The sequence below is a fragment of the Streptomyces sp. NPDC053560 genome, from assembly GCF_044544605.1.
GTDB lineage: Bacteria > Actinomycetota > Actinomycetes > Streptomycetales > Streptomycetaceae > Streptomyces.
In genome coordinates, this window is sequence record NZ_JBITXI010000007.1 from 129,772 (window position 1) to 153,407 (window position 23,636).

A 23,636-nucleotide genomic window follows, 5' to 3' on the forward strand; every position below is an offset into this window, starting at 1 on the left:
GGACGCGTCCGGGGACTTCCGGGCCTTTAGCGCGCTGTGACAAATTCCTGCACCGGCATCGCCGTCGTCCGTCCCGGTGCGGATGATGCCGACTCAGACACTGGCCCTCAGGCACAACGGCCGTATCCCAGCCGCCCCCCGACGGCAGGAAACGAGGTAGCGATGTGTGAACTCCTGAACCGCATCTGGTCACGCCCCCGAGGTGAGTGGACCCGGGTTCTGCGAAAGGAACTTCCGTCGCTCGCCGAGAAGATGGTGGAAGAGCTGCGCATCGCTTTTCCCGCCTTTTCCGCCCTTCTCGCGGAATCCCCGAAGGCAGCGGAAGCACAATGGGCCATGGAGCAGGCCCTGTTGACCTCGCTCGGTTATCAGGAACGGACGGAGCGCGAACGCCGGCCGGCCGGACTCGTCGTCACGCCGATGCCGGTGTCCCGCGCCCGCCAGGTCCTCTTCGGCGCGCTCACCGGACAGCAGCCGCTGTCGGCCGCCGCGCTGTCCGAGCCCGCCCGGTGCGCCGGCTGGCCCGTACCGGCCTCCCTGCGGGCCGTCGTGCTCGGCTCCGCCGCCGAGGTGCCGCAGCTGGCCGCGGCGCTGGGCGACGCGCTCGTCGGCACCGTCGACGGCACCACCTGCCTTCTCGTGCCGGACCCCGGGACGCAGGCCCGGCCCCGGCTGGAGGCCGCGCTCAAGGGCCGCGCTGCGGCGGTCGGCCATGCCGTGCCCGCCGACGACGCGGCGTCCTCGCTGCGCTGGGCCCGGGCGCTGCTGGCCCTCGGCCCGGGGCGCGGCGGCCCCGACGTACGCCCGGTCTTCGTCGACGACCATCTCTCGGCACTGCTGCTTCTGCAGGACGAGTCGCTGGTCAGGGCGCTGACCGCACGCTGGCTCGGCCCGCTGGAGGAGCTGACGCCCCGGCAGAGCGAGCGGCTGGAGGTGACGCTGCTGGCCTGGCTGGAGGGCGGTGGCGCGCCGGAGGCGGCGAAGGTGCTCCAAGTGCATCCGCAGACGGTGCGGTACCGCCTGCGGCAGATCGAGAAGCTCTTCGGCCCCGCGCTGCGTGATCCGCGTACCCGCTTCGAGCTGGAGATGGCGCTGCGCAGCCGGCGGCTGCTGGCCCGGGTGCGGCGGTTTCGCTCCCGGACGGGGCGCCGGGCCGGGGCGGTGACCGGCGTCCGGCCTCTGGGAATCGCCAGGGAGGCGCGGGTGAACGGGCTCTGAGCGCGCCGCCCGCCGGGTGGCTCCCGGCGGGCGGCGTCCGTGCGGTGGCCTCGGGCCGAGCGGGCCCGGGACCACCGTGGCGGCTCAGTCGCAGTCGCGGCCGCTGTTGATGCACTCGACCGCCTGGTCCATCAGCCGGTCCGGCATGACGTTGATGAAGTCACCGTGGTCGGTGACCGGCTTGTGGAGCTGTTCGGGGAAGCTGTCCACCGCGAACTGCTCACCGGCCGGCACGTCGTAGGTGATCTTCTCCTGCAGCTGCGGAATGGCGCGGAAGCCGGCCGGGCAGGAGCCGTCCTGCTGCGCGAAGGCCACGTGCGTACGGTGGTTGGCGCTGTCGGTGTTCTGCCCGTCCCAGCAGCTCTGGAAGTTGAAGGTGCGCACCACGTCGGAGCCCTTGGGGCAGATCGGGTACTTGTCCTTCAGCTGCCGGTCCTCGAAGCCCGTGCAGCTCCAGGAGGCGTTGGCGTTGGCCGTGCCGTTGGTGAACGCCTTGGCGTCCCCGGTGATGATCCGCAGGAAGCGCGGCATCGCGGTCACGTCGCCGTCCTGGCTGCCGCTGAAGGTGAGCTTCACATCGGACGGGGTGAGGACCGAGCCCACGTTGCCGTCGTGGCCCGCGCCGGGCTTGTGCTCGGCGGTGCCGTCAAGGACGCGCAGCACCGGCCAGTAGTACGTGGACAGGTCGCCGTTGCCGCAGGTGGTGCCGGAGGCGGCCAGGCTCTGGTCGGTGGAGAAGGCGTCGGTGGACTCGTTGCCGACGTAGTCGTGGGTGTGGTGCGCGCCGTTGCTGACGCCGGGCGTGACGATGACGTTGTCGGAGTTGAAGTGGCCCTCCTCGTTGGTGCCGCACTCCGAGACGAAGGTGCCGGTGGACGCGCCGTCGCCCTGCGGGGGCTGCTGGGCATTGGGCTGCTGGGAGCGGATGTCGGCGAAGTCGTCGGGCGAGGGACCGCCGACGGGCGGCAGCTGCCCACCGCCCTGCTGCTGACCGTTACCGTCCTGGCCGCCGTTGTCCTGACCGGCGCTGCCGTCCTGGCCGCCGTTCTGCTGCTGTCCGCCGCCGTTCGCCTGCCCCTGGCCCGGGGCCGGTTCGCCGACCGACACCGGCTGGCCCGTGGGCTTCATCCGGCAGGCACTCATGTTCAGCAGCGCGTCGGGGCGGGGCGCCGACCTGCCGATCGCGTCGGCCATCGCCCCGATGGTCTTCTCCCGCTGCTGCCGCAGCTGCCCGAGCACGGCGTCCGTACCGCTGCCGCGGCCGCCCGCCGTCATCTTCTCGTACGCCGCAGCCACCTGACGGTCCAGCGCCGCGAGCCCGCGCGAGACCGGGAGCTTCGCACCGCGCGGCACCTGGCGCAGCCGGTCGCCGACGTCCGGGCAGGACACGGTGGCGGCAGCGGCCGCTGCCGCCCGGCCATCGCGCTGCCCCGGGCCGTTCCCGTCCGTCCCGTCCGCCGAGGCGCCGGCGGCTATCAGCGCGGTCCCGCCGCCGCCCAGCAGCAGCGCGGCGGCCGCGGCAACCAGCCGGGTGGTCAGGCGCGAGCGTTTATGGGCCTGTGGAGTCATGCGATCACTTCGCTTCGTGGGGAGTGGTGGGAAGTGCGGAGGAGAGTGAGGTGGGGGTGCGGCCGCGTGTTCGGGGAAACGTACGGCTGCCGGGGGCGGGCCGCCGCCAGGTTGCCGAAGTCGACCAGGCCGGTACCTTCCAGGACCGTGATGTGGTCCAGGACGACCGCATTCGTACGAGTGGCCAGTCGCCGCACCATCGCGTTGCGGCTCTGCGCCCGGACGAGCGCCACGAGCCCGAAGACCTTGCCGTGCGCGCGGCGCAGCAGTTGGGCGAAGCGCCGGTCGAACTCCTGGCCGCGCACCGCGTCCAGCTGGCCGAGCCAGCCCTGCTGCTGTGCGGTGGGCTCGTCCGGCAGTGGCATCCCCAGGTCACGGGCGGCCCGTACCGAGAGCCGGTCCAGCTCCGTGTGCCCGGCCACGAGGTGGTCGCCCGCGGTCCGCACGGCCTTGCGTGTACCGCGTTCCCGCGCCTGGCGGCCCGCGGGCAGCTCCCAGAGCCCGGCGAGCCGCACCTTGCGCACGAAGTCCCGGTCCAGCGGCGTCAGCGGGCCGTACGGGGTGCGGACGGTGCCGCCGCCGTCGTCCTCCCAGCCGGCCGCCGCGGCGGCCACCGAGGTGTTCTGGCCGAAGAGCTGGACGGGCAGCAGCAGGGCGATGAAGGTGGCCGCGAGGGCGGCGACGATCAGCCCGGTGGCGAGCGCCCGCGCGTCGTCGGGGGATGCGGGTGACGCCAGGCCGGCGATGGAACGCAACGAAACCTCCCGGTCGGTCCGGTGGGGACGACTGGGACGCTAGGCCGGTGGCGGGCGGCGGAACGCGGGGTCCTCATGCCCGGACAAGAAACGGCCGGAGCGGCACGGGCGCTGCTACGGTGCGGCGGGGCCCGCGTGCCCAGGCCGGGCACGCCGCGCGGCCCGGGCCCGTACGCGGATGCCGCTCAACGGCTGTACAGCGCGTCGATCTCCTGCGCGTACGCCGCCTCGATGGCCCTGCGGCGCAGCTTCAGGGAGGGCGTCAGCAGCCCGTCGGCGACGCTGAACTCGCCGGGCAGGATGCGGAACGCGCGGATCGACTCGGGGCGCGAGACCGACGCGTTGGCGACCGCCACCGCCCGCTGCACCGCCGCCCGCACGCCCTCCTCCGGCGGCTCGCCGGGCCGGGCGTGCTGGTATCCGCCGCGGTAGCGCCGCCAGTGCTGCAGCGCGTCGGGGTCCAGGGTGATCAGCGCCGCGATGTAGGGCCGGTTGTCGCCGACCACGAGGCACTGCGAGACCAGTGGATGGGACCGGATCCGCTCCTCCAGCCCCTGCGGCGCCACGCTCTTGCCGCCGCTGGTGATGATGATGTCCTTCTTGCGGCCGGTGATCACGAGGTGGCCGTCCTCGTCCAGGAGCCCGAGGTCGCCGGTGGCGAACCAGCCGTCGTGCGGCGCGCTGCCGTGTTCGTCGACGTACCCGGAGAACACCACGTCCCCGCTCACCCACACCTCGCCGTCCTCGGCGATCCGTACCGCGCAGCCCGGCAGCGGCCGTCCGACCGTGCCGAACCGCACCCGGCCCGGCGGCTGTGCCGTCACCGCGCCGCTGGTCTCGGTGAGCCCGTACCCGTCGTAGATGGTCAGGCCGGCTCCGGCGAAGATCCGCCCGAGGTCGGCGCGGAGCGGTGAGCCGCCCGAGACGGCGGTGCGCACCCGGCCGCCCAGCACCCCGCGGATCCGCCCGTACACCAGCCGTTCGTACAGCGCGTGCTTGGCCCGCAGGGCAGGGCCCGGGCCGTGCCCGCGGCCCTGTTCCTGGCGTTCCAGGGCGCGTACATACGCGAGCGCGGTGGACGCGGCGGCGTCGAACATCCGCAGCCGGCCGTGCTCCTCGGCGACCCGGCGCGCGGTGTCGTAGATCTTCTCGAAGACGTAGGGGACTCCGAAGAGGAAGGTGGGCCGGAAGGAGGCGAGCGCGGGCAGCAGGGCCTGCGGGGTCAGCTCCGGTTCGTGGCCCAGCAGGATGCCGCCGCGCAGGCAGGCGACCTGGACCATCAGCCCGTAGCTGTGCGCGAGCGGCAGGAACGCCAGGATCGACGGCTGCTCGCCGGGCGGCCCGGCGAGCTGTCCCCAGCCCGCCAGCAGGGTGTCCGCCTCCGCGGCGAGATTGCCGTGGGTGAGCACGCAGCCGCGCTGCCGCCCGGTGGTGCCGGAGGTCTGCACGACGGCTGCGGTGTCCCGCGGGACGACGGCCCGGCGGAGCCGGTGCACGTCCTCGTCGGCCAGCCGGGCGCCGAGCTCGCCGAGCCGGCCGACGCAGTCCTGGTCCAGCTGCCAGACGCGGTGCAGCCGGACCTGCGCGTCGCAGGCCGACGCCACGGTCATGGCGTGCTGTTCGTTCTCGATGACGACGGTCCGCGCCCCGGTGGTGGCCAGCAGCGCGTGCAGCTGCTCGGTGGAGGACGTGGGATAGACCGGTACGAGATGCGCGCCGAGCGACCAGACCGCATAGCTGAACAGCGTCCACTCGTAGCGGGTGCGGGACATCACCGCGACCCGGTCGCCGGGGCGCACGCCGTCCGCGAGCAGGCCCTTTGCCAGGGCCAGCACCTCGGCCCGGAAGGCGTCGGCGGTCACCGGGCGCCAGCGGGCGGGGTCGGCGGGGTCCCGCCGGGCCGCCACGGGGAGGGCCGGCACCCGCTCGGCCAGTTCGTGCACGGAGTCGGCGAGGCCGCCGGTGCGGGCCGCTGCCACCAGGGCGGGCGTACTGATCTCGCGCACGGCACCTCCCTGGTTCACCCCGGTCCGAGTGGCCGGTGGCAGCGGGAAAGTTACCCGCTGGGAACCGCGACTGCACAGATCTGTGGTTACTCTTGAGCGGAAGAGGACAAAGCCGAGCGGGAGAGGGGGCACGCATGCACCGCATCGCAGGCCGGCGGCTGCATCTTGGCGCGCTCCTGTTCCTGGTGGCCGGGCTGGTGCTCGCGCAGAGCGGGCCGGACACGGCGCTGACCGTGGCAGCGGCCACCGCAGCCCTCCTGCTCAGCGGCAGCGCCGTGCTCGTCGCGACGCTGGCACGCCCCGATCCGCCGCACCGGGTGCGCACCGCCATCCGGGACCGGGAACGCCGTACGGCCTTCCTGCCGCAGCGCGACCCCGACGCCGCCGGCCGGCCGCGGCCGAGGGCACCGGGCGGCCGTCTCCCGACGGCCGCGTAGGCGCTCGCAAGGCGCTGCTCCACCCCGCCCCGCACGGGACCCGTCCGCGCATCCGCGCACGCACGGGTCTGCCCACGTGGCTCGTCACGCCGAGATTCATTCCTTTCTTCCGGAAGCCGGCTTTCTTCCGGTAATCGACGTGACCCACGGAGGGCTCATCCATGTCCGTCTTCGCCACGCTCGGCGCCGCGCTCGGCCACCTCGCCGACGTCCTCGCCCCGGTGTTCGGCGCCTCGGCGACCGCCGCCGCCATCGTCGTCTGCACGCTCGCCGTGCGCGCCGCCCTGCACCCGCTCTCCCGGGCCGCCGTACGGGGTGAGAAGTCCCGGGCCGCGCTGGCCCCGCGGATGACCGACATACGCCGCCGGCACGCCAAGGACCCCGAGCGGATGCAGCGCGAACTGGCGGACCTCTACCGGAACGCGGGCGCCTCGCCGCTGGCCGGCTGTCTGCCCATGCTGCTCCAACTGCCGGTCTTCTTCCTGATGTACCACCTCTTCACCTCCCCCCGCTCCGGGCTGCTGGGGGAGCGGCTGCTGGACGCCCCGCTCGGCGGCCGCTGGGCCGACGCGCTCGCCGACGGCGGCCCGTTCGGCCCGCACGGGCTGGTGTACGTGGCCCTCTTCGCGCTGGTCGCTGCGGTGGCGACGTGGAACTTCCGGCGGACGCGCCGGGCGACGGCGGCGGCGCGGGCCGACGCCACCGGTGAGCAGGTGCCGGGCATGGCCGCGATGACCAGGCTGGCGCCGCTGCTGTCCTTCGGCACCCTGGTCACCGTGGCCGTCGTGCCGCTGGCCGCGGGCCTGTACGTCGTCACGACCACGGCGTGGACGGTGTGCGAGCGGGCGCTGCTGACGCGCGACCGGGAACCGGACGCCGAAGCCGCCCGGCCGGCCGTCGGCGGCGCCAAGTCGCGGACTGCTACTGCCGAGTAAAGGTCCAGTACGTGAACGGGGTCTTGCGGGCGGGACCCCGTTCTTGGACGATCGTCCGAATCGCTCGATGGCCGCACCCATCGGCCGGCCCGGGAGACCCTCCCGGGCCGACCCTTCGCACACGACCACGGGAGTTGAATCGATGAAGCTGCTGCGTGTCGGACCGGTGGGGGCGGAACGCCCGGCGCTGCTCGACGAGTCGGGAACCCTGCGTGACCTGTCGGAACTGGTGCCGGACATCGACGGGACGCTGCTCGCCGACGAGACCGCGCTGACCCGGATACGGGAGGCGGCCGCGTCCGGCGGGCTGCCCGCACTGGACCCGGCCGGACTGCGGACGGGCGCGCCGCTCGCCGGCATCGGCAAGGTCGTGTGCATCGGGCTGAACTACCACGACCACGCCCGGGAGACCGGCGCGGCCATCCCCGCCGAGCCGATCGTCTTCATGAAGGCCCCGGACACGGTCGTCGGCCCGGACGACACCGTGCTCGTACCGCGAGGCAGTGAGAAGACCGACTGGGAGGTCGAACTGGCCGTCGTCATCGGCCGCACGGCCCGCTACCTGGAGACCGACGAGCAGGCCCTCGCGGCCGTCGCCGGGTACACGATCGCGCACGACGTCTCGGAGCGGGAGTTCCAGATCGAGCGTGGCGGCCAGTGGGACAAGGGCAAGAACTGCGAGACGTTCAACCCGCTGGGCCCCTGGCTGGTCACCGCCGACGAGGTCGCCGACCCGCAGGCGCTCGGCGTCCGGCTGTGGGTGAACGGGGAGCTGAAGCAGGACGGCACCACGGCCGAGCAGATTTTCCCGGTCGCCGAGGTCGTCCGCTACCTCAGCCACTTCATGACCCTCTACCCCGGCGATGTCATCAACACCGGCACCCCGGCCGGCGTCGCCATGGGCCACGCCGACCCCAAGCCCTACCTCCGCGCCGGCGACGTCGTCGAGCTGGAGATCGACGGCCTGGGCCGCCAGCGCCAGGAGCTGAAGGACGCCTGACCCGCCGCCGGGTGGCCCGCGGGGCGTCCGCGCCTCAGCCCTTCTTCGGGGTGAGGGCCACCCAGACCGGGCCGCGGGGGAAGGGGAGGCGGTTGCCGTCGGGGGTGGTGAAGGTGGTGCCGCCGTCGGCGGCCGGGCGGGACCACCGGGCCTCGTACTTCTTGCCGTTGCGGAGGACCAGTGCGTCCCCCGACCCCACGGTCTCGGTGTACGGCGTGACGCTGCCCCATTTGTCGTGCAGGCGGGAGGAGCGGACCGTCACGTACTGGATCACCACGGTGGCGACGCCCAACTGGCCGGCGCCGGTGGTGCGGAAGGGCGTGCCGTCCATCGAGACCAGCCAGCGGTTCCGGGGCTCGGACCAGGTGAAGCCGAAGCGGGCCGCGGGGTAGCCGACGTCCTGCCGGCTCGTGCGGGTGCCGCCCGAGGGCGCTGAGCCGAAGCGGAAGCCGATGTCGGCGGGGGCCGAGGCGCCCGAGGCGGCTTCGAGGGCGCGGGCCGGGCGGAGGTAGAGGTTGTGCGGCGCGGCGCGGTCCGCGCTGCGGACGTACGCGTCGGGCGCCTCGCCCGGCGGCAGGGGGACGATCGGCGCCGACTCCAGCGTGGGGCGGAGCTTGGCCTGCGCGCCGGAGTAGGCCAGCGCCGGGTTGCCGAACTGGCGGAGCAGTTCGAGGTCGGATTCGCGGGCGCTGCGGACCGGGCCGACGCGGTCGGGGAGGTGGGCCGCGAAGACGGCCAGTATCCGGGACAGGCCCGCCTCCACCTGCTCGGTGTAGAGGATGTCGGCCTTCTCCAGGCCGGTCTGCGGCCGGGCGGCGGCGACGTTGTCGATCTTCACGGCGAGCACCTTGTCGCCCGCGCCGTCCTCGCCGGTGAACGGCGACCGCCCGTCGTCGCCCGCCTGGCACCCCGCCACCAGTGGCGTCAGCCCCGCGGCGAGCCCCGCCGCCAGGACGGTGCGCCGTGATGTTCCGGTCCAGCCCGCCCCGCCCGTCCACGCCATGGGGGTACCGCCTCTCTTGTCGGTTCCCCCACAGCTTTCCCGTTTCCGCGGGCGGGGCGCACGCTTTGCGTCAGGCGGGGCGCAGGAATCGCTCCAACGCCTCGACGACGAGGGCGTGGTCGTCGGCCTGGGCGAGGCCGGAGACGGCCACCGCGCCGACGACCCCGGTCCCGCGCAGCCGGATCGGGAAGGCGCCGCCGTGTGCCGCGTAGGTGTCGGGGTCCAGCCGGGAGGACTCCTCGAAGGTCCGGCCCTTGGCCCGGAAGCGGGCGCCGACCAGGAAGGACGCCTCGCCGTACCGCTCCACCACCCGGCACTTGCGGTCCAGCCAGGCGTCGTTGTCGGCGCTGGTGCCGGGCAGCGCGTAGTGGAAGAGGCGCTGGGAGCCGCGCCGGATGCTGATCGTCACCGCCGCGTTCCGCTCGCGGGCCAGGCCGACGAGGAGGGAGCCCAGCGCCCAGGCGTCGTCGTTGCCGAAATGGTCGAGGACCAGGCGGCGCTCGTGCTCCTCCAGGGTGTCGATGTCGTCGGCGGTCATCGGGTGGCCCCGATCCGGACGGTGCGGCCCTCGGCGGCCGAGAGCCTGGCGGCCTCCAGGACACGCAGCGCGGCGGCCGCCTCCAGGGCGGTGACCGGCGGTGTGCCGCCCGTACGCAGCGCCTCGGCGACCGCGGCGTAGTACGCGGGGTAGTCGCCCGGCAGGGTCGGCACGGGTTCGCCGCCGCCGGTCTCCGGGGACTCCCCGGCGCCGATGCGGCCCCAGGAGGACTCCGGCTCCACGCCCCACTCGGCGCCGGTGCCGGGCCGGAGGCCCTCGCGCAGCGCCGCCTCCTGCGGGTCCAGGCCGTACTTCACGTAACCGGCCTCGCTGCCGAGCACCCGGAAGCGCGGGCCCAGCTGCGCGGTGGTGGCGCTCACCCACAGGTGGGAGCGGACGCCGTTCGCGTGCGTGAGCGCGAGGAAGGTGTCGTCGTCGGCCTCGGCGCCGGGGCGGCGCACGTCGGACTCCGCGTACACCGAGACGACCGGGCCGAAGAGGGTCAGGGCCTGGTCGGCGACGTGGCTGCCCAGGTCGTACAGCAGCCCGCCGATCTCGGCGGGGTCGCCGGACTCGCGCCAGCCGCCCTTGGGCTTGGGCCGCCACCGCTCGAACCGGGACTCGAAGCGCCACACCTCGCCGAGCGCGCCCTCCTCGACCAGCTTGCGCAGGGTCAGGAAGTCGTTGTCCCAGCGGCGGTTCTGGAAGACGGAGAGGAGCAGCCCGCGGTCCTCGGCCAGCGCGGCCAGTTGCTCGGCCTCGGCCGCGGTCGCCGCGAGCGGCTTGTCGACGACGACCGGGAGGCCCGCCTCCAGGGCCGCGGTGGCGAGCGGGACGTGGGTCTTGTTGGGAGAGGCGAGGACGATCAGGTCCAGCTCGTCCGCGCGGGCCAGCACCTCGTCGGGGGTGGCGACCGTACGTACCTGCGGGTGCTCGGCGCGGGCCTGCGCCTGCCGGTCGGGGCTGGAGGTGGAGACCGTGTCGAGGACCAGGCCCTCGGTCGCGGCGATCATCGGGGCATGGAAGACGGAGCCGGCCAGGCCGTAACCGATGAGGCCGACGCGGAGGGGGCTGCCGGGGAGTGCGGTACCGGTGGAGTCGCTCGGGCTGCTCATGACTCCCACTTAAGCAACGCTGTTGCCAAAGTGCAAGCGGTGCCCACAATGGAGGGGTGAGCAGCGAGAACCCTCCCCATGCCGACCCTTCCCCGGCCGGTCCTGCGCCCGGTCTTTCCGCGTCCGGCCCTTCGGCGGCCGGCCCGGCCCTGCGCGGGCCCGGCGGCGCCAACCTCCCCCTGCTCCGCGGGCACAACGCGGCCGTGCTGCTCGGGCTGCTGCGCGCCGCGGGCGAAGGCGGCGTCAGCCGGCTGGAGCTGGCCGAGCGCAGCGGGCTCACCCCACAGGCGGTCAGCAAGATCACCGCACGGCTGCGGGAGGACGGGCTCGCCGCCGAGGCCGGCCGGCGCGCCTCCACCGGCGGCAAGCCCCGTACGGTCCTGCGGCTGGTCCCCGGCGCCCGGCACGCGATCGGGCTGCACCTGGACCGGGACGAGAGCGTCGCGGTCCTCGCGGACCTGGCCGGGGAGCCGGTCGCGGTCCGCCGCGCGCCGCTGGACCTGGGCGCCGGGGCGCGCGAGGTGCTGGCGGCCGCCGCCGACCGGGTCGCCGAGGTGCGCGCCGCGGCCCCCGAGGCGCAGGTGATCGGCGCGGGCGTCGCCTGCCCAGGACCGCTGGACCATCGGACGGGCGTCCTGCACCGGGTCACCGGCCTGCCGCAGTGGGACGGCTACCCGCTGCGCGACGCGCTCGCCGAACGGCTCGGCCTGCCGGTGGTGCTGGACAAGGACACCAACGCGGCGGCGCACGGCCTGGCGCAGCACGCGCGCGGCGCCGGCTCGTTCGGCTATCTGCACCTGGGTACGGGGCTGGGCGCCGGGCTGGTGCTCGACGGGGCCGTGCACCGCGGGGCCAGGACCGGAGCGGGCGAATTCGGGCACCAGGTGGTGCAGCTGGACGGGCCGCCGTGCGGCTGCGGCAAGCGCGGCTGCATCGAGGCGCTCTGCCTGGCCGCGGTGGCGGCCGGCGACCCGGCGGAGGCGGCACGCGTGCTGGGCGTCGGCGCGGCCAACCTCGTCGAACTGCTCGACGTCGACCGGGTCCTGCTCGGCGGGCGTACGGTGCTGGCCGACCCCGACACGTACGTACGCGGGGTCGCCGCCTCGCTCGACGGGCAGCTGCGCGCGCACGGTGCGGGCGGCGCCCGCACGGTACCGGTCGCGGCCGCACCCGGAGGCGCACACATGGTGGCGCTCGGCGCGGCCCATCTCGTCCTCGCCTCCCTCTTCGCCGCGCCGCACGGGCCGTTCACCGGGGCGCTGCCGGTGGTCTGAGCCGCGCGCCGGACGGCGTGCGAGGATCGGCCGGTGGACTACCCGAAGGACCAGGCGCCCGGTGCGCCGATCAGAGCCGGCATCCCCGAGCACGGGCGCATTCCCAAGTACTACGCCGCGAAGGTGCGGATCGGCGAGCTGCTCGCCGAGCTGGGGGAGGGCGAGACGCTGCCGACCGAGCGCGAACTGGCCCTGCGGTTCGAGGTGTCGAGGGAAACCCTGCGCCAGGCGCTGCGCGACCTGCTCCTCGAAGGCCGGATCCGCCGGCTCGGCCGGGGCACGGTGGTGGCCGGGCCCAAGCTCGAACAGCCGCTGGCGCTGGCGAGTTACACCGAGGGCGTGCGCAAGCAGGGCCGCCGTCCCGGGCGGCACCTCATCGGGCTGGACCGCTTCCCGTGCAATGCGGCCCTCGCCGCGGAACTGGGGCTGCCGGTCGACGAGCCGGTCTGGCACATGGAGCGGGTGCTGCTCGCGGACGACGAGCGGGTCGGGCTGGAGAGCACGTACGTGGCGGTCGCGCGGGCGCCACGGCTGGACACCGACTTCGAGCCGGACTCCTCCTTCTACGCCTACCTGCACGACCGGCTCGGCATCGGCTTCGGCGACGCGGACGAGCGGCTGGAGACGGTGCTCGCCACGCCGCGCGAGGCGTTGCTGATCGGTACGCCGGGGGCGTTGCCGATGCTGTTGATCCATCGGATCAGCCGCGATACGGCGGGGGCGCCGCTGGAACGGGTGCGGACGCTGTTCCGCGGGGACCGGTTCTCCTTTACGGCGCGGCTCGGCGACGCGCCGTAGCCCGGGCGTCCCGCCGTAGGAGCGATTGCCCGGTGGCCGGGTGCCGCCATGTTGTGGCTGGTCGCGCCCACGCGGCGGAGCCGCAAAATCAACGCTGCCCAGCGCCCCTGACGGGGCGCAGCCCCATCCGACCCTTTAGGTCACGATGAGGTAACGGGTCTAGGCCAAACTTGATGGCCTGTTAACCGCCCCGTTGCCGCGCGGACCGTGGTCGGCCATCCGGCGCGACGAGCGTCGCCGTCATGCGAGTCATAGTTGTCGGAGCCGGCGTGCTGGGGACCATGCATGCCTGGCAAGCGGTCGAACGCGGCCACGAGGTCGTGCACATCGAGCGGGAGGCCGAGGCCCGCGGCGCCTCGGTACGGAACTTCGGACAGATCTGGGTGAGCGGCCGCGCGGGCGGCGAGGAGCTGGACACCGCGCTCCGCGCCCGCGCGCTGTGGGAGGAGATCGGCGCCCGCGTGCCGGGGCTCGGCTTCCGTGCCATCGGCTCGCTGACCGTCGTGAAGAACGAGGCCGAGCGGGCCGTCGCCGAGGCCGCCGCCCGCCGCCCGGACGCCGCCGCGCGCGGCTACAAGCTGCTGGACGCGGAGGAGGCCCGCGGGATCAACCCCGCGCTGCGCGGCGACTTCCTCGGCGCCCTGTGGTGCGAACGGGACGCCGCCGTCGAGCCCCGCGTCGCCCAGCGCGAGCTGAAGCAGGCGCTGCTCGCCTCCGGCCGCTACACCTACCTCGGCGGGCGCGAGGTCCGCGATGTCCTCGGCAACGGCATCGGCGTACGGGACGACCACGGCGAGACGCACCGCGGCGACGCGGTCGTGCTCTGCACCGGCGCCTGGCTGAGCGGCCTGGTCCGCGAGCTGGTCCCGGACCTCCCGGTCCGCCGCGTACGCCTGCAGATGATGCAGACCGACCCGCTCGGCGAGCCGCTGACCACCTCCGTCGCCGACGCGGACAGCTTCCGCTACTACCCGGCGTACGGCAGCGAGGCGCTGGACGCCCTCAACGCCGGCCAGGCGCAGGCCCCGACCGCCGCCGCGCACAAGATGCAGCTCCTGATGGTGCAGCGCGCGGACGGCGGGCTGACCATCGGCGACACGCACGAGTACGACACGCCGTTCGCCTTCGACACCGTCGAGGAGCCCTACGAGCACCTGACCGGCGTCGTCGAATCGATCCTCGGCCGCCCGCTGCCGCGCATCCGGCACCGCTGGGCCGGGGTGTACGCGCAGTGCACCGACACCGGCCGGGTGGTGCACCGCCAGCAGGCGAGCGACGGCGTGTGGCTGGTCACCGGGCCCGGCGGGCGCGGCATGACCTGCTCCCCGGCGATCGCCGAGAAGACCGCGAACGAACTGGGCTGGTGAGCGAATTGACCGAGAGCAGCACCAACGACATCGAGCTGGTCGTGCTCGACATGGCCGGTACGACCGTCGCCGACGGCGGCCTCGTCGAGCAAGCCTTCGACGCCGCGGCCCGCGAACTGGGCGTCGAGCCCGGTACCCCCGACCACGCCGAGAAGCTCGCCTACGTGCGCGCCACGATGGGCGAGTCCAAGATCTCCGTCTTCCGGCACCTCTTCGGCGACGAGGACGCGGCGCAGCGCGCCAACGCCCGCTTCGAGCAGGCCTACGGCGAGCTGGTCGACGGCGGGCTGATCGCGCCCGTGCCCGGCGCCCGCGAGGCCGTCGAGGCGCTGCAGGCCGCGGGCATCACCGTCGTCCTCAGCACCGGCTTCGCCCGGGTCACCCAGGACGCGATCCTCGCCGCGCTCGGCTGGCAGGACCTCGTCCCGCTCACCCTCTGCCCGGCCGACGCCGGCGGGCGCGGCCGCCCGTACCCCGACATGGTGCTCGCCGCGCTGCTGCGTACCGGCGCCACCGACGCCGTCCAGCGGATCGCGGTGGCCGGTGACACCTCCTACGACATGCTCTCCGGCCGCCGGGCCGGTGCCGGGATCGTCGCCGGCGTGCTCACCGGTGCCCACGACAAGGAGCAGCTGACCAGCGCGGGCGCCACCCATGTCCTCGGCTCGGTCGCCGAACTGCCCGCCCTGCTGGGAGTGGTGAGCGATGACCGCCCCGCCTGACACCGCCGCGGCGCCCGCGGCGGCGCCCGCCAAGAAGCCCGCCGCCTCCGGCATCCGCTTCGAGAACGTCTCCGTCGCGTACGGCGCGCACACCGTGCTGGACGGCCTCGACCTGACCGTCGAACCCGGCGAGGTGATGGCCCTGCTCGGGCCCTCCGGCTCCGGCAAGACCACCGCGCTGCGGGCCGTCGCCGGGTTCGTGACGCCGGCCTCCGGGCGGGTGCTGATCGGCGGCCGGGACGTCACCGGCCTCCCGCCCTACAAGCGCGGCATCGGCATGGTCGTCCAGAGCTACGCCCTCTTCCCGCACATGCGCGTCGCCGACAACGTCGCCTTCGGGCTGAAGGCGCAGAAGGTGCCGCGCGGCGAGATCGCGGCGCGTGTCACCGAGGCGCTGGAGCTGACCGGCATGGCCGGGTACGCCCGGCGCTATCCGCGCGAGCTCTCCGGCGGCCAGCAGCAGCGCGTGGCCATCGCCCGCGCGCTGGCCATCCGGCCCGGCGTGCTCCTGCTGGACGAGCCGCTGTCGGCGCTGGACGCGCAGCTGCGCTCCGGGATGCTCGCCGAACTGGCCCGGCTCCACCGCGAACTGCCCGACGTGTCGATCCTGTACGTCACCCACGACCAGGTCGAGGCGCTCACCCTCGCCGACCGGATCGCGGTCATGGACCGGGCGCGGCTGCGGGACTGCGGTACGCCGCGGGAGCTGTACCGGGCGCCGCGCACCGAGTTCACCGCCTCCTTCGTGGGCAACGCCAACCTGCTGCCGGTCACGGCGGGGCCCGGCGAAGCGGCCGTGACCTTCGGGGACACCGAGCTGGCGGTGCGCGGCACGGAGGGCGTGGCGCGCGGCGTGGCGGCCACCCTGTGCGTACGGCCGCACCTGGTCGGGCTGGGGGAGGGGCCGAACGCGCTGCGCGGCCGGCTCGCCGAACTCCAGTGGCGCGGCGCCACCCACCGGCTGTACGTCGAGGTCGCCGGGCACCGGGTCATGGCCGACGTGCGCGAGCTGCGGGAGGTGCCCGCCGTGGGAGCCGACGTGACCGTGCACTTCGCGCCGGACGACGCGGTGCTGATCCCCGCGGGAGCGGGTGCCGATGGCTAGCGTCACCCAGCGGGCGCGCCTCGGCGTCACGCCCCGGTCGCGGGTCCGGGCCGTACCGCGCGGCCTGTGGGCGCTGCCGCCCCTCGCCGGTCTCGCGCTGGTCTTCCTCTACCCCCTCGTGCTGCTGGTGCGGCAGTCGTTCACGCCGGACGACGGCGGGCCGGTCACGGCCGCGTACGGGGAGGTGCTGGCCGAGGCGTCCTTCCGGGACGCGCTGGTCAACACCGTCCTGATCGCCGCCGGTTCGACCGCCGGCTGTCTGGCGCTCGGCTTCGCCCTCGCGCTGGTCGTCGCCTTCGTGCCCTTCCCCGGCGCGCGGGCGCTCGGCCGGTTCATCGACATCTTCCTGGCCTTCCCGTCGTTCCTGATCACCCTCGCCCTGCTGTTCGTCTACGGCTCGACGGGCGTGGCCAACGGGCTGTGGACCGCGGCGACCGGCGCCGCCGGCGGCCCGTTCGACTTCCTGCACACGCCCTGGGGCGTGCTGCTGGCGGAGATCACGTACTTCACGCCGTTCGTGATGCGCCCGCTGGTGGCCGCGTTCTCGCAGGTGGAGACCGGGCAGCTGGAGGCCGCCGCCTCGCTCGGCGCCCGGCCGTGGCGGATCGTGCGCACGGTGATCCTGCCCGAGGCGCTGCCCTCGCTGGCCGCAGGCGGCGCGCTCGTGCTGGTGATGTGCCTGAACGAGTTCGGGATCGTGCTGTTCACGGGCGCCAAGGACGTGGTCACGCTGCCGGTGCTCGTCTACACCAAGGCCATTCTCGACGGCGACTACACCGGTGCGTGCGTCGTCGCGGTCGTCAACATCGCGCTGTCCGTGGCGCTGTACGCCGGTTACCGGGCCCTGGTGGCGCGCACCGGCCGTGAGGGAGGTGCCCGCCGTGCTCGTGCACAGCAATAAGGCCAAATGGGGCGTGTGGGCGGGCTTCCTACTGCTCTTCCTGCCGCTGTTCGCGCTGCCGTTCGCCGTCATCCTGGCCGCGTCCTTCGCCACCACCTGGAGCGGCGCGCTGCCCTCCGGGCCGACGCTGACGCACTACCAGGACATGGCCACGGGCGACTCCCTCGACGCACTGGTCACCAGCCTGCTGACCGCACTCGCCGCGAGCCTGCTCGCGCTGGCCGCCGGAACCTGGGCGGCGCTGGCCGCGCAGCGGCTGGGCGGCCGGGGCCGGAAGGTGATCGACACCCTCTTCATGCTGCCCGTGGCGGTGCCCTCCGTCGCCGTCGGCCTCTCCCTGCTGGTCGCCTTCTCGCAGCCGCCGCTGCTGCTCAACGGCACCCGGCAGATCGTGATCATCGCCCATACGGTGCTGGTCACCGCCTTCGCCCACCAGTCGGTGAGCGCGGCGCTGGACCGGCTGGACCCCGCGTACGAGCAGAGCGCCGCGGCCCTCGGGGCCCGGCCCGCGTACGTCCTGTGGCGGGTCAAGCTGCCGCTGCTGCTGCCGTCCCTCACGGCGGCCACCGGACTCTGCTTCGCGCTGTCCATGGGCGAGCTGAGCGCCACGATGATGATCTATCCGCCCGACTGGCTGCCGTTGCCGGTCCAGATCTTCGCCACCACCGACCGGGGCGCCCTCTTCAGTGGCGCGGCCCTCGCGGTGGTCCTGATGGCCGCGACGCTGATCGTGCTCTTCGGCGTCTCCCGCATCCGTACCAGAGCCTCCTACCGCTGACGCGTACCGTTCCCCGAGGAGTCACGACCCGCCATGCGCAGCCACTCGTACCTCAAGCCGGTCGCCGCGACCGTCTCCGTCCTGGCGCTCGGCGCCGGGCTGACCGCCTGCGGCGGCACCGCCGCCGACCCGAACGCCAAGGAAGTCACCGTCTACAGCGCCGACGGCCTGAAGGGCGAGAAGGGCGACGGGTTCTACGACAAGGTATTCAAGGACTTCGAGAAGAAGACCGGCATCAAGGTCAACTACGTGGAGGCCGGGTCCGGCGCGGCCGTGCAGCGGCTCGCCCGCGAGAAGATGAACACCCAGGCGGACGTGGTCGTCACGCTGCCCCCGTTCATCCAGCAGGCCGACGGCAAGGGCCTGCTGCAGAAGTACGAGCCCAAGGGGTACGGCCAGGTGGCCGCAGCCGACCGGGACCCGGGCGGCAAGTGGACCTCCGTCGTCAACAACTACTTCTGCTTCATTTACAACAAGAAGCAGGTCGAGGAGGTCCCGGAGAGCTGGCAGGACCTGCTGGACGCCAAGTACAGGAACAAGCTCCAGTACTCCACGCCGGGCGTGGCCGGGGACGGCACCGCCGTCGTCATCAAGGCCATGCACGACCTCGGCGGCACCGACCAGGCCATGGACTACTTCAAGAAGCTCCAGGCCAACAACGTCGGCCCGTCCTCCTCCACCGGCCAGCTCGCGCCCAAGACCGCCAAGGGCGAACTGCTGGTCGCCAACGGTGACGTGCAGATGAACTACGCCAACATGAAGTCGATGCCGGACCAGGGCATCTTCTTCCCGGCGGCCAAGAAGGGCGGCAAGCCCTCCACCTTCGCGCTGCCGTACGCCGCGGGCCTGGTGAAGGACGCCCCGCACACCGAGAACGGCAAGAAGTTCCTGGACTACCTGCTCAGCCCGGAGGTCCAGCGGGAGGTCTCCTCGGTCGGCGGCGGGTTCGCGGCCCGCAAGGACGTCAAGGCCACCGACGAGAACGCCCGGAAGCTCGCGGAGATCATGAAGGGCGTCGAGATCTTCGAGCCGGACTGGCAGGACATCGACAAGAACCTCGACACCTATATCGACGCCTGGAAGTCGGCCACCGGCAGCTGACGGCTCACCTCCCGTTCCCGCACTTCTCACCGCACGGCCCTGGCGCTCCACGCAGTGTCGCGGAATGGTAACGGGTCCAGACCCAACGCCCCTGCTCCGGCAGGGGCGTTGGAGTGTGCCGGGCACATCGCACCCCACGGAGGAACACCTTGTCCGAGCTCAGCAGAAGATCCCTGCTCGTCGGCGCCACCGCGGGCCTCGCCGGCGCCGCGCTGGCCGCCGGGCCGCTCGCCGCCGTCGCCACCGCCGCGGCCCGCACCCCCAGGGTCCTGTTCATCGGCCTGGACGGGGCCGGCCGGCTGGACCGCGTACGGGACGCCGACACCCCCGTCCTCGACTCCCTCATGGCCGCCGGGATCACCGCGCCCACCAGCCTCTACGCGAGCCCGATGGCCCGCACCGAGTCGGCGCCCGGCTGGTCGACACTGCTCACCGGCGTCTGGCCCGACAAGCACGGTGTCCGGGACAACAGCTTCAACGGTGCGGACTACGGCAGCTACCCGGACTTCCTCACCCGTGTCGAGCGTGCCCGCGGCGCCCTGCGCACGTACGCCGTCGCCTCCTGGGCACCCATCACCGAGCAGATCGTCTCGGCCGAGGTCGACACCCGCGTCGCCACCCCGTCCGCCGAGTACGACAAGGGCACCACCGCGCGGGCCGTCGCCGAACTGAAAAGCGGAAACCCCGACGCCGTCTTCGTCCAGCTCGACAACGTCGACCACGCGGGCCACGCGTCCGGCGCCGCGAGCCGGGCGTACCTGGACGCGCTCCGCACGGCGGACGCCCAGGTCGGCGAGATGCTCACGGCCGTGAAAGCCCGGGCCTCCCACGCCGCCGAGGACTGGCTGGTCCTGATCAGCGCCGACCACGGCCACACCGACGCCGGCGGCCACGGCGGCAACGGCTGGGGCGAGCGGCAGACCTTCGTCCTGGCGTCCGGCGGCGGACTGCCCGCCCGCACGGTCCGCGAGGACGTCCGGATCGTCGACGTGGCCGCCACCGCCCTGCGCCACCTCGGCATCACCGCCGACCCCGCATGGCAGCTGGACGGCCGCCCCCTCCAGGCCCCCACCGCCGACGACTTCGACACGCTGCGGCCGAGGCTGACCGGGGCCGTCGACGAGACCGGCGTCGGCGCCGGTGTACTCGGCTTCACCCGCACCCCGCCGCCCGGCTGGTCCGTCGACAACTCCGCGATGGGCGGCGGCGGGATCACCGAGTGGCGCGGCTGGTCCTTCACCACCGACGAGTTCTGGACCAAGGCAGCACCTGGCCAGCAGCGCGAATCCAACGTCCGGGGGCGCGGCGTCTTCGCGGTCGCCGACGGCGACGAGTGGTCCGACGCGGCCACCACCGGCACCTTCGACTCCACGCTGGTCAGTCCCGCCTGGCCGGTCCTGGGCGGCGCGCCGGCCACGCTCTCCTTCTCCTCCCACTACCTCCAGGAGGGCACCCAGCGGGCCGAGGTGCTGGTCTCCTACGACGGTGGTGCCCCGGTCCCCGTCCGCAGCTACACCGCCGACGCCGTCGCCCGGGCCGAGACCGTCGCCCTGGACGTGCCCTCCGGCGCCCGCACCGTGCGGGTCCGCTTCCGCTACACCGGAGGCAACAACTGGTACTGGGCGGTCGACGGGGTCAAGGTCATGGCCGGCTGACTTAGGCTGTGGGCGTCGGTCGTACGTACGTTTCGCATGAGACGTGCGGCAACGGCCGGCGCCCTCGGCAGTCAGGCAGCAGTTCCCCGTACGGCAGGAGTCCGGCAGTGGCAGAGCGCAAGCCGATCGAGTCATGGCTCACCGACATGGACGGCGTGCTGATGCACGAAGGCGTACCGGTCCCCGGCGCCGACGCCTTCATCAAGCGGCTGCGGGAATCGGGCAAGCCGTTCCTCGTGCTCACCAACAACTCGATCTACACCCCGCGCGACCTCCAGGCCCGGCTCGCCCGCATCGGCCTGGAAGTGCCGTACGAGTCGATCTGGACCTCGGCGCTGGCCACCGCGAAGTTCATGGACAGCCAGCGGCCGAACGGCACCGCGTACGTGATCGGCGAGGCCGGGCTCACCACGGCCCTGCACGACATCGGGTACATCCTCACCGACCACTCGCCGGACTACGTCGTCCTCGGTGAGACCCGCACCTACAGCTTCGAGGCCATCACCAAGGCCATCCGGCTCATCAACAACGGCGCCGCCTTCATCGCCACCAACCCCGACGAGACCGGCCCCTCCAACGAGGGCCCGCTGCCCGCGACCGGCTCGGTGGCCGCACTGATCACCAAGGCGACCGGCCGCGCGCCGTACTTCGTCGGCAAGCCCAACCCGCTGATGATGCGGCACGGCCTGAACGCCATCGGCGCCCACTCCGAGACCTCCGCCATGATCGGCGACCGGATGGACACCGACGTGCTGGCCGGCCTGGAGGCCGGGATGGAGACCTTCCTCGTGCTCACCGGACTCACCGGGCCCGGCGACATCGACAAGCACCCCTTCAAGCCGTCGCACGTCGTGGACTCCATCGCGGACCTCGTCCAGCTCGTGTAGCCGGCGGCCGCGCCACCCGTACGGAAGACCCCGCTCACCCCGACGGCGCACGGCCCGGGCCGCTCAGGATGCGGGCCGGGCCGGCGGGGCGGACCTTCGGAGATATCCGGAGGTGCGCATGAGTCCACCACGATTCACCGTCTGTACGTGCACGGCCGTCACCGCCTGCGTGGTGCTCGCCGGCACCGCACAACCGGCGGGCCGCCCGGACACGCGGCCAGGGCCGGCCGCCACCGCGGGGGTGGCGGCACGGTCCGCGGTGCCCGCTGACCGGGTCTCCGCCCGGCCCCTCCCCCCGACAGCTGACCGGAAGTCCGAGGGCGGCATGAACTCGGGCCGGTCGGCCGGGCTCGTGGTGGCCGGCGGCTTCGCCCTCGTCGTGATCGGCCGCATCGTGCACGTCCTGCGGAAGCGGGGTGGCGGTGATGCCGAATGAGCCCCTGGCCGCCACCGACGGATACGGCCGGCTGCTGACCGGCGTGGCCTGGGCCGTACTGCTGCTCGGGTTGTGGGTGTGGGGGCGCGGCCCGGCCGAGGGACAGCTGACGGCCGCCACCACCGGGGACGTCGCCGCGGTGGGCCGCCCGCTCCTCCAGGAACTTCCCCGGGCGATCGACCCGCTGCCCGCCGCCCGGCCCACCGCCGTCGGCATCGGCGCGCTGGGCATGGCCCACGCGGACGTCATCCCGGGCGGCCCGGACATCACCGACGGAACGCCGCCTGGCCAGGAGCCGGACGACGTGGTCTGGGACGCGTCGGGTGCACAGCCGGGGCGGCCGGGCGTGGCGGTGCTGACCGGGCGCGGCGAGGCGGGCCCCGGACACGGCCCCCTCGCCGGACTGGCCGGAATCCACGCGGGAGAGACCGTACGGGTGGCCCGCTCGGACGGCAGCATCGCGGAGTTCACGGTGGAGGACGTACGGCCCCGCCCCGCCGGCCGGGCCGGCGCCCGGTGGATCCACGGGGCGCACGAGAGCGGCCGCGCCGAACTCCGGGTCGTCGCGGAGGACCACCCGCGCACCGTGGTCTCCGCGTACCTGACCGGCGTCAACGGACCCTGAAGGAAGTGAGCGACGTGCGGAGGACGGAATGCGGATCGCCCGGCCCGGCCGGCGGTTCGCTCCCCCCTGAACCACCGGCCGACCGGTCCTCGACCGCCGCGATTCAGGACTGCGGGAGTTGCCCTGCCGCCGGCGGGAGGCGCCATGAAGCGCGCTATCCAGGCCGGGGGCCGGGGCCAGAACCACACTTTAGAACGCCTGCGCGTCGCTCGTACAGAGGGCGACGGAAGCGGACCGTAACAGGTTGCCCACTCGCCGTCGCCGTGGCACGCGCATGTGCCAGGATTGCTGCGACCGGCCAAGTTCCGTGCTCCGAGGGGGGAGTGGATGTACGGCGTTGTACCCGGGTCCGGGGGGACTTCGAGCGGACGGCGCGGTGACCGCGGCGGACGAGGCGTCACCGTACCGGCGCTGGCGGCCCTGCTGCTGGCAGCCGCCGGCCTGGCGGGATGCTCCTCGCCCGACGAGCCCGACGAGGGTACGGGGCCACCGGGCCAGCGGCCCAGGGCCACGGTGCCGTACTGGGTCAACCCGGACGGCAAGGCCGCCCGGCAGGCCGCCGCGTACCGCAAGGACGGCAAGCAGGACGATGCCCGGCTGATCCACCGCATCGCGGCCCAGCCCGTCGCCGAATGGATCGGCATCGACGACCCGCAGGGCGAGGCCCGCGGCTTCACCGAGGCGGCCGCGAAGGCGGACCGCGACGCGCTGCTGGTGCTCTACAACATCCCGCACCGCGACTGCGGCAGCTACTCCAAGGGCGGCGCCGCCGACGGCAACGCCTACCGCGCCTGGCTCGACGGGGTGATCAAGGGCATCGGCGACCGGGCGACGACGGTGATCCTGGAGCCGGACGCGCTGCCGCACATCGAGGACAAGTGCACCCCCGAGGAGTTCCACGAGGAGCGGTACGCGCTGCTGACCGAGGCCGTCGGCAAGCTCAAGGCGCTGCCGCACACCAAGGTCTACCTCGACGCGGGCAACCCGCACTGGATCAAGGACCCCGGGCGGATGGTGGAGCCCCTGAAGCGGGCCGGCATCGAGAAGGCCGACGGCTTCGCGCTGAACATCTCCAATTACCAGACCACGGCGGAGAACGAGAAGTACGGCCGGCAGCTCTCCGCGATGGTGGGCGGCAAGCACTTCGTCATCGACACCAGCCGGAACGGCAACGGCCCGGCGCCGGGCGGCGACGACGCGGAGAACTGGTGCAACCCGCCGGGCCGGGCGCTCGGCGAGCCGCCGACCACGAAGACCGACGACGAGCTGGTGGACGCCTACCTCTGGATCAAGCGCCCCGGCGAGTCGGACGGCACGTGCAAGGGCGGCCCGCAGGCAGGCGCCTGGTGGCCGACGTACGCGCTGGCCCTGGCCCGCAACAGCAAGCAGTGACCCAGCGCGCAGGGACACG

At 73.6% G+C, this 23,636-nt stretch carries 23 protein-coding genes; 17 read left to right on the forward strand and 6 right to left on the reverse strand.

Features of this window, described 5'->3' with window-relative positions; all coding sequences use genetic code 11:
• The first annotated feature begins 336 nt into the window (after positions 1-336).
• Positions 337-1,218, forward strand: coding sequence for a PucR family transcriptional regulator (locus ACIGQF_RS18395; RefSeq protein WP_399711191.1), 882 nt, complete (start codon positions 337-339; stop codon positions 1,216-1,218).
• An 84-nt stretch (positions 1,219-1,302) separates the two neighbouring features.
• Here ACIGQF_RS18395 and ACIGQF_RS18400 read toward each other — a convergent pair whose 3' ends face one another.
• From ACIGQF_RS18400 to ACIGQF_RS18410, 3 genes are all read right to left on the reverse strand, one after another.
• Positions 1,303-2,787: a DUF1996 domain-containing protein gene (locus tag ACIGQF_RS18400; protein WP_399711193.1), complete on the reverse strand. Its 1,485-nt coding sequence runs from the start codon at positions 2,785-2,787 to the stop codon at positions 1,303-1,305.
• Complete coding sequence (locus tag ACIGQF_RS18405) at positions 2,784-3,542, reverse strand: DUF4142 domain-containing protein (RefSeq protein ID WP_399711195.1); 759 nt, start codon at positions 3,540-3,542, stop codon at positions 2,784-2,786. Before ACIGQF_RS18405 ends, ACIGQF_RS18400 begins: the two co-directional genes overlap by 4 nt.
• Positions 3,543-3,727: 185 nt before the next feature.
• Positions 3,728-5,548: an AMP-dependent synthetase/ligase gene (locus ACIGQF_RS18410; protein ID WP_399711197.1), complete on the reverse strand. Its 1,821-nt coding sequence runs from the start codon at positions 5,546-5,548 to the stop codon at positions 3,728-3,730.
• A gap of 134 nt (positions 5,549-5,682) precedes the next feature.
• Between ACIGQF_RS18410 and ACIGQF_RS18415 the strand changes: the two genes are divergently transcribed.
• The 3 genes from ACIGQF_RS18415 (at position 5,683) to ACIGQF_RS18425 (ending at position 7,920) form a co-directional block, all read left to right on the forward strand.
• Positions 5,683-5,985 carry a DUF6412 domain-containing protein gene (locus tag ACIGQF_RS18415; protein ID WP_399711199.1) on the forward strand — a complete coding sequence of 101 codons (303 nt, stop codon included), beginning with the start codon at positions 5,683-5,685 and terminating at the stop codon, positions 5,983-5,985.
• A 161-nt stretch (positions 5,986-6,146) separates the two neighbouring features.
• Positions 6,147-6,920: a YidC/Oxa1 family membrane protein insertase gene (locus ACIGQF_RS18420; RefSeq protein ID WP_399711201.1), complete on the forward strand. Its 774-nt coding sequence runs from the start codon at positions 6,147-6,149 to the stop codon at positions 6,918-6,920.
• A gap of 142 nt (positions 6,921-7,062) precedes the next feature.
• Complete coding sequence (locus ACIGQF_RS18425) at positions 7,063-7,920, forward strand: fumarylacetoacetate hydrolase family protein (RefSeq protein WP_399711203.1); 858 nt, start codon at positions 7,063-7,065, stop codon at positions 7,918-7,920.
• Between the two features lie 34 nt (positions 7,921-7,954).
• Here ACIGQF_RS18425 and ACIGQF_RS18430 read toward each other — a convergent pair whose 3' ends face one another.
• From ACIGQF_RS18430 to ACIGQF_RS18440, 3 genes are all read right to left on the reverse strand, one after another.
• The gene (locus ACIGQF_RS18430) at positions 7,955-8,923 is read right to left on the reverse strand and encodes a DUF3048 domain-containing protein (RefSeq protein WP_399711205.1); all 969 of its coding nucleotides are present in this window, start codon (positions 8,921-8,923) and stop codon (positions 7,955-7,957) included.
• A gap of 70 nt (positions 8,924-8,993) precedes the next feature.
• On the reverse strand, positions 8,994-9,461 hold the full coding sequence (locus ACIGQF_RS18435; protein WP_399711207.1) for a heme-degrading domain-containing protein: 468 nt from the start codon (positions 9,459-9,461) through the stop codon (positions 8,994-8,996).
• Positions 9,458-10,576, reverse strand: a complete 1,119-nt coding sequence (locus tag ACIGQF_RS18440; RefSeq protein WP_399711209.1) for a Gfo/Idh/MocA family oxidoreductase — start codon at positions 10,574-10,576, stop codon at positions 9,458-9,460. The genes ACIGQF_RS18435 and ACIGQF_RS18440 overlap by 4 nt, the downstream gene beginning before the upstream one ends.
• Before the next feature lie 149 nt (positions 10,577-10,725).
• Between ACIGQF_RS18440 and ACIGQF_RS18445 the strand changes: the two genes are divergently transcribed.
• The 13 genes from ACIGQF_RS18445 to ACIGQF_RS18505 all read left to right on the forward strand — a co-directional run bounded on the left by ACIGQF_RS18445 (position 10,726) and on the right by ACIGQF_RS18505 (position 23,617).
• Complete coding sequence (locus ACIGQF_RS18445; RefSeq protein WP_399711668.1) at positions 10,726-11,850, forward strand: ROK family protein; 1,125 nt, start codon at positions 10,726-10,728, stop codon at positions 11,848-11,850.
• 33 nt (positions 11,851-11,883) lie between these two features.
• A complete protein-coding gene (locus tag ACIGQF_RS18450) occupies positions 11,884-12,648 on the forward strand; it encodes a GntR family transcriptional regulator (RefSeq protein ID WP_399711211.1) in 765 nt (254 codons plus the stop codon).
• A gap of 242 nt (positions 12,649-12,890) precedes the next feature.
• Positions 12,891-14,015, forward strand: a complete 1,125-nt coding sequence (locus ACIGQF_RS18455) for a TIGR03364 family FAD-dependent oxidoreductase (RefSeq protein WP_399711214.1) — start codon at positions 12,891-12,893, stop codon at positions 14,013-14,015.
• Positions 14,012-14,737, forward strand: a complete 726-nt coding sequence (locus tag ACIGQF_RS18460; RefSeq protein WP_399711216.1) for a phosphonatase-like hydrolase — start codon at positions 14,012-14,014, stop codon at positions 14,735-14,737. Before ACIGQF_RS18455 ends, ACIGQF_RS18460 begins: the two co-directional genes overlap by 4 nt.
• Positions 14,721-15,842, forward strand: a complete 1,122-nt coding sequence (locus ACIGQF_RS18465) for an ABC transporter ATP-binding protein (protein WP_399711218.1) — start codon at positions 14,721-14,723, stop codon at positions 15,840-15,842. The genes ACIGQF_RS18460 and ACIGQF_RS18465 overlap by 17 nt, the downstream gene beginning before the upstream one ends.
• On the forward strand, positions 15,835-16,743 hold the full coding sequence (locus ACIGQF_RS18470) for a 2-aminoethylphosphonate ABC transporter permease subunit (protein WP_399711220.1): 909 nt from the start codon (positions 15,835-15,837) through the stop codon (positions 16,741-16,743). Before ACIGQF_RS18465 ends, ACIGQF_RS18470 begins: the two co-directional genes overlap by 8 nt.
• Positions 16,724-17,521, forward strand: coding sequence for an ABC transporter permease (locus ACIGQF_RS18475; protein WP_399711222.1), 798 nt, complete (start codon positions 16,724-16,726; stop codon positions 17,519-17,521). The genes ACIGQF_RS18470 and ACIGQF_RS18475 overlap by 20 nt, the downstream gene beginning before the upstream one ends.
• Before the next feature lie 33 nt (positions 17,522-17,554).
• Complete coding sequence (locus ACIGQF_RS18480; RefSeq protein WP_399711224.1) at positions 17,555-18,622, forward strand: 2-aminoethylphosphonate ABC transporter substrate-binding protein; 1,068 nt, start codon at positions 17,555-17,557, stop codon at positions 18,620-18,622.
• 149 nt (positions 18,623-18,771) lie between these two features.
• Positions 18,772-20,277 (forward strand): alkaline phosphatase family protein, encoded by a 1,506-nt coding sequence (locus ACIGQF_RS18485; protein WP_399711226.1) that lies wholly within the window; start codon positions 18,772-18,774, stop codon positions 20,275-20,277.
• A 107-nt stretch (positions 20,278-20,384) separates the two neighbouring features.
• Positions 20,385-21,164, forward strand: coding sequence for an HAD-IIA family hydrolase (locus ACIGQF_RS18490; RefSeq protein WP_052867035.1), 780 nt, complete (start codon positions 20,385-20,387; stop codon positions 21,162-21,164).
• 118 nt (positions 21,165-21,282) lie between these two features.
• Entirely contained in the window at positions 21,283-21,600 is a 318-nt protein-coding gene (locus ACIGQF_RS18495; protein ID WP_399711228.1) for a hypothetical protein, read from the forward strand.
• Positions 21,590-22,225, forward strand: coding sequence for a class F sortase (locus tag ACIGQF_RS18500; RefSeq protein WP_399711231.1), 636 nt, complete (start codon positions 21,590-21,592; stop codon positions 22,223-22,225). Before ACIGQF_RS18495 ends, ACIGQF_RS18500 begins: the two co-directional genes overlap by 11 nt.
• 327 nt (positions 22,226-22,552) lie before the next feature.
• Positions 22,553-23,617, forward strand: a complete 1,065-nt coding sequence (locus ACIGQF_RS18505) for a glycoside hydrolase family 6 protein (RefSeq protein ID WP_399711233.1) — start codon at positions 22,553-22,555, stop codon at positions 23,615-23,617.
• The last annotated feature ends 19 nt before the right edge of the window (positions 23,618-23,636 follow it).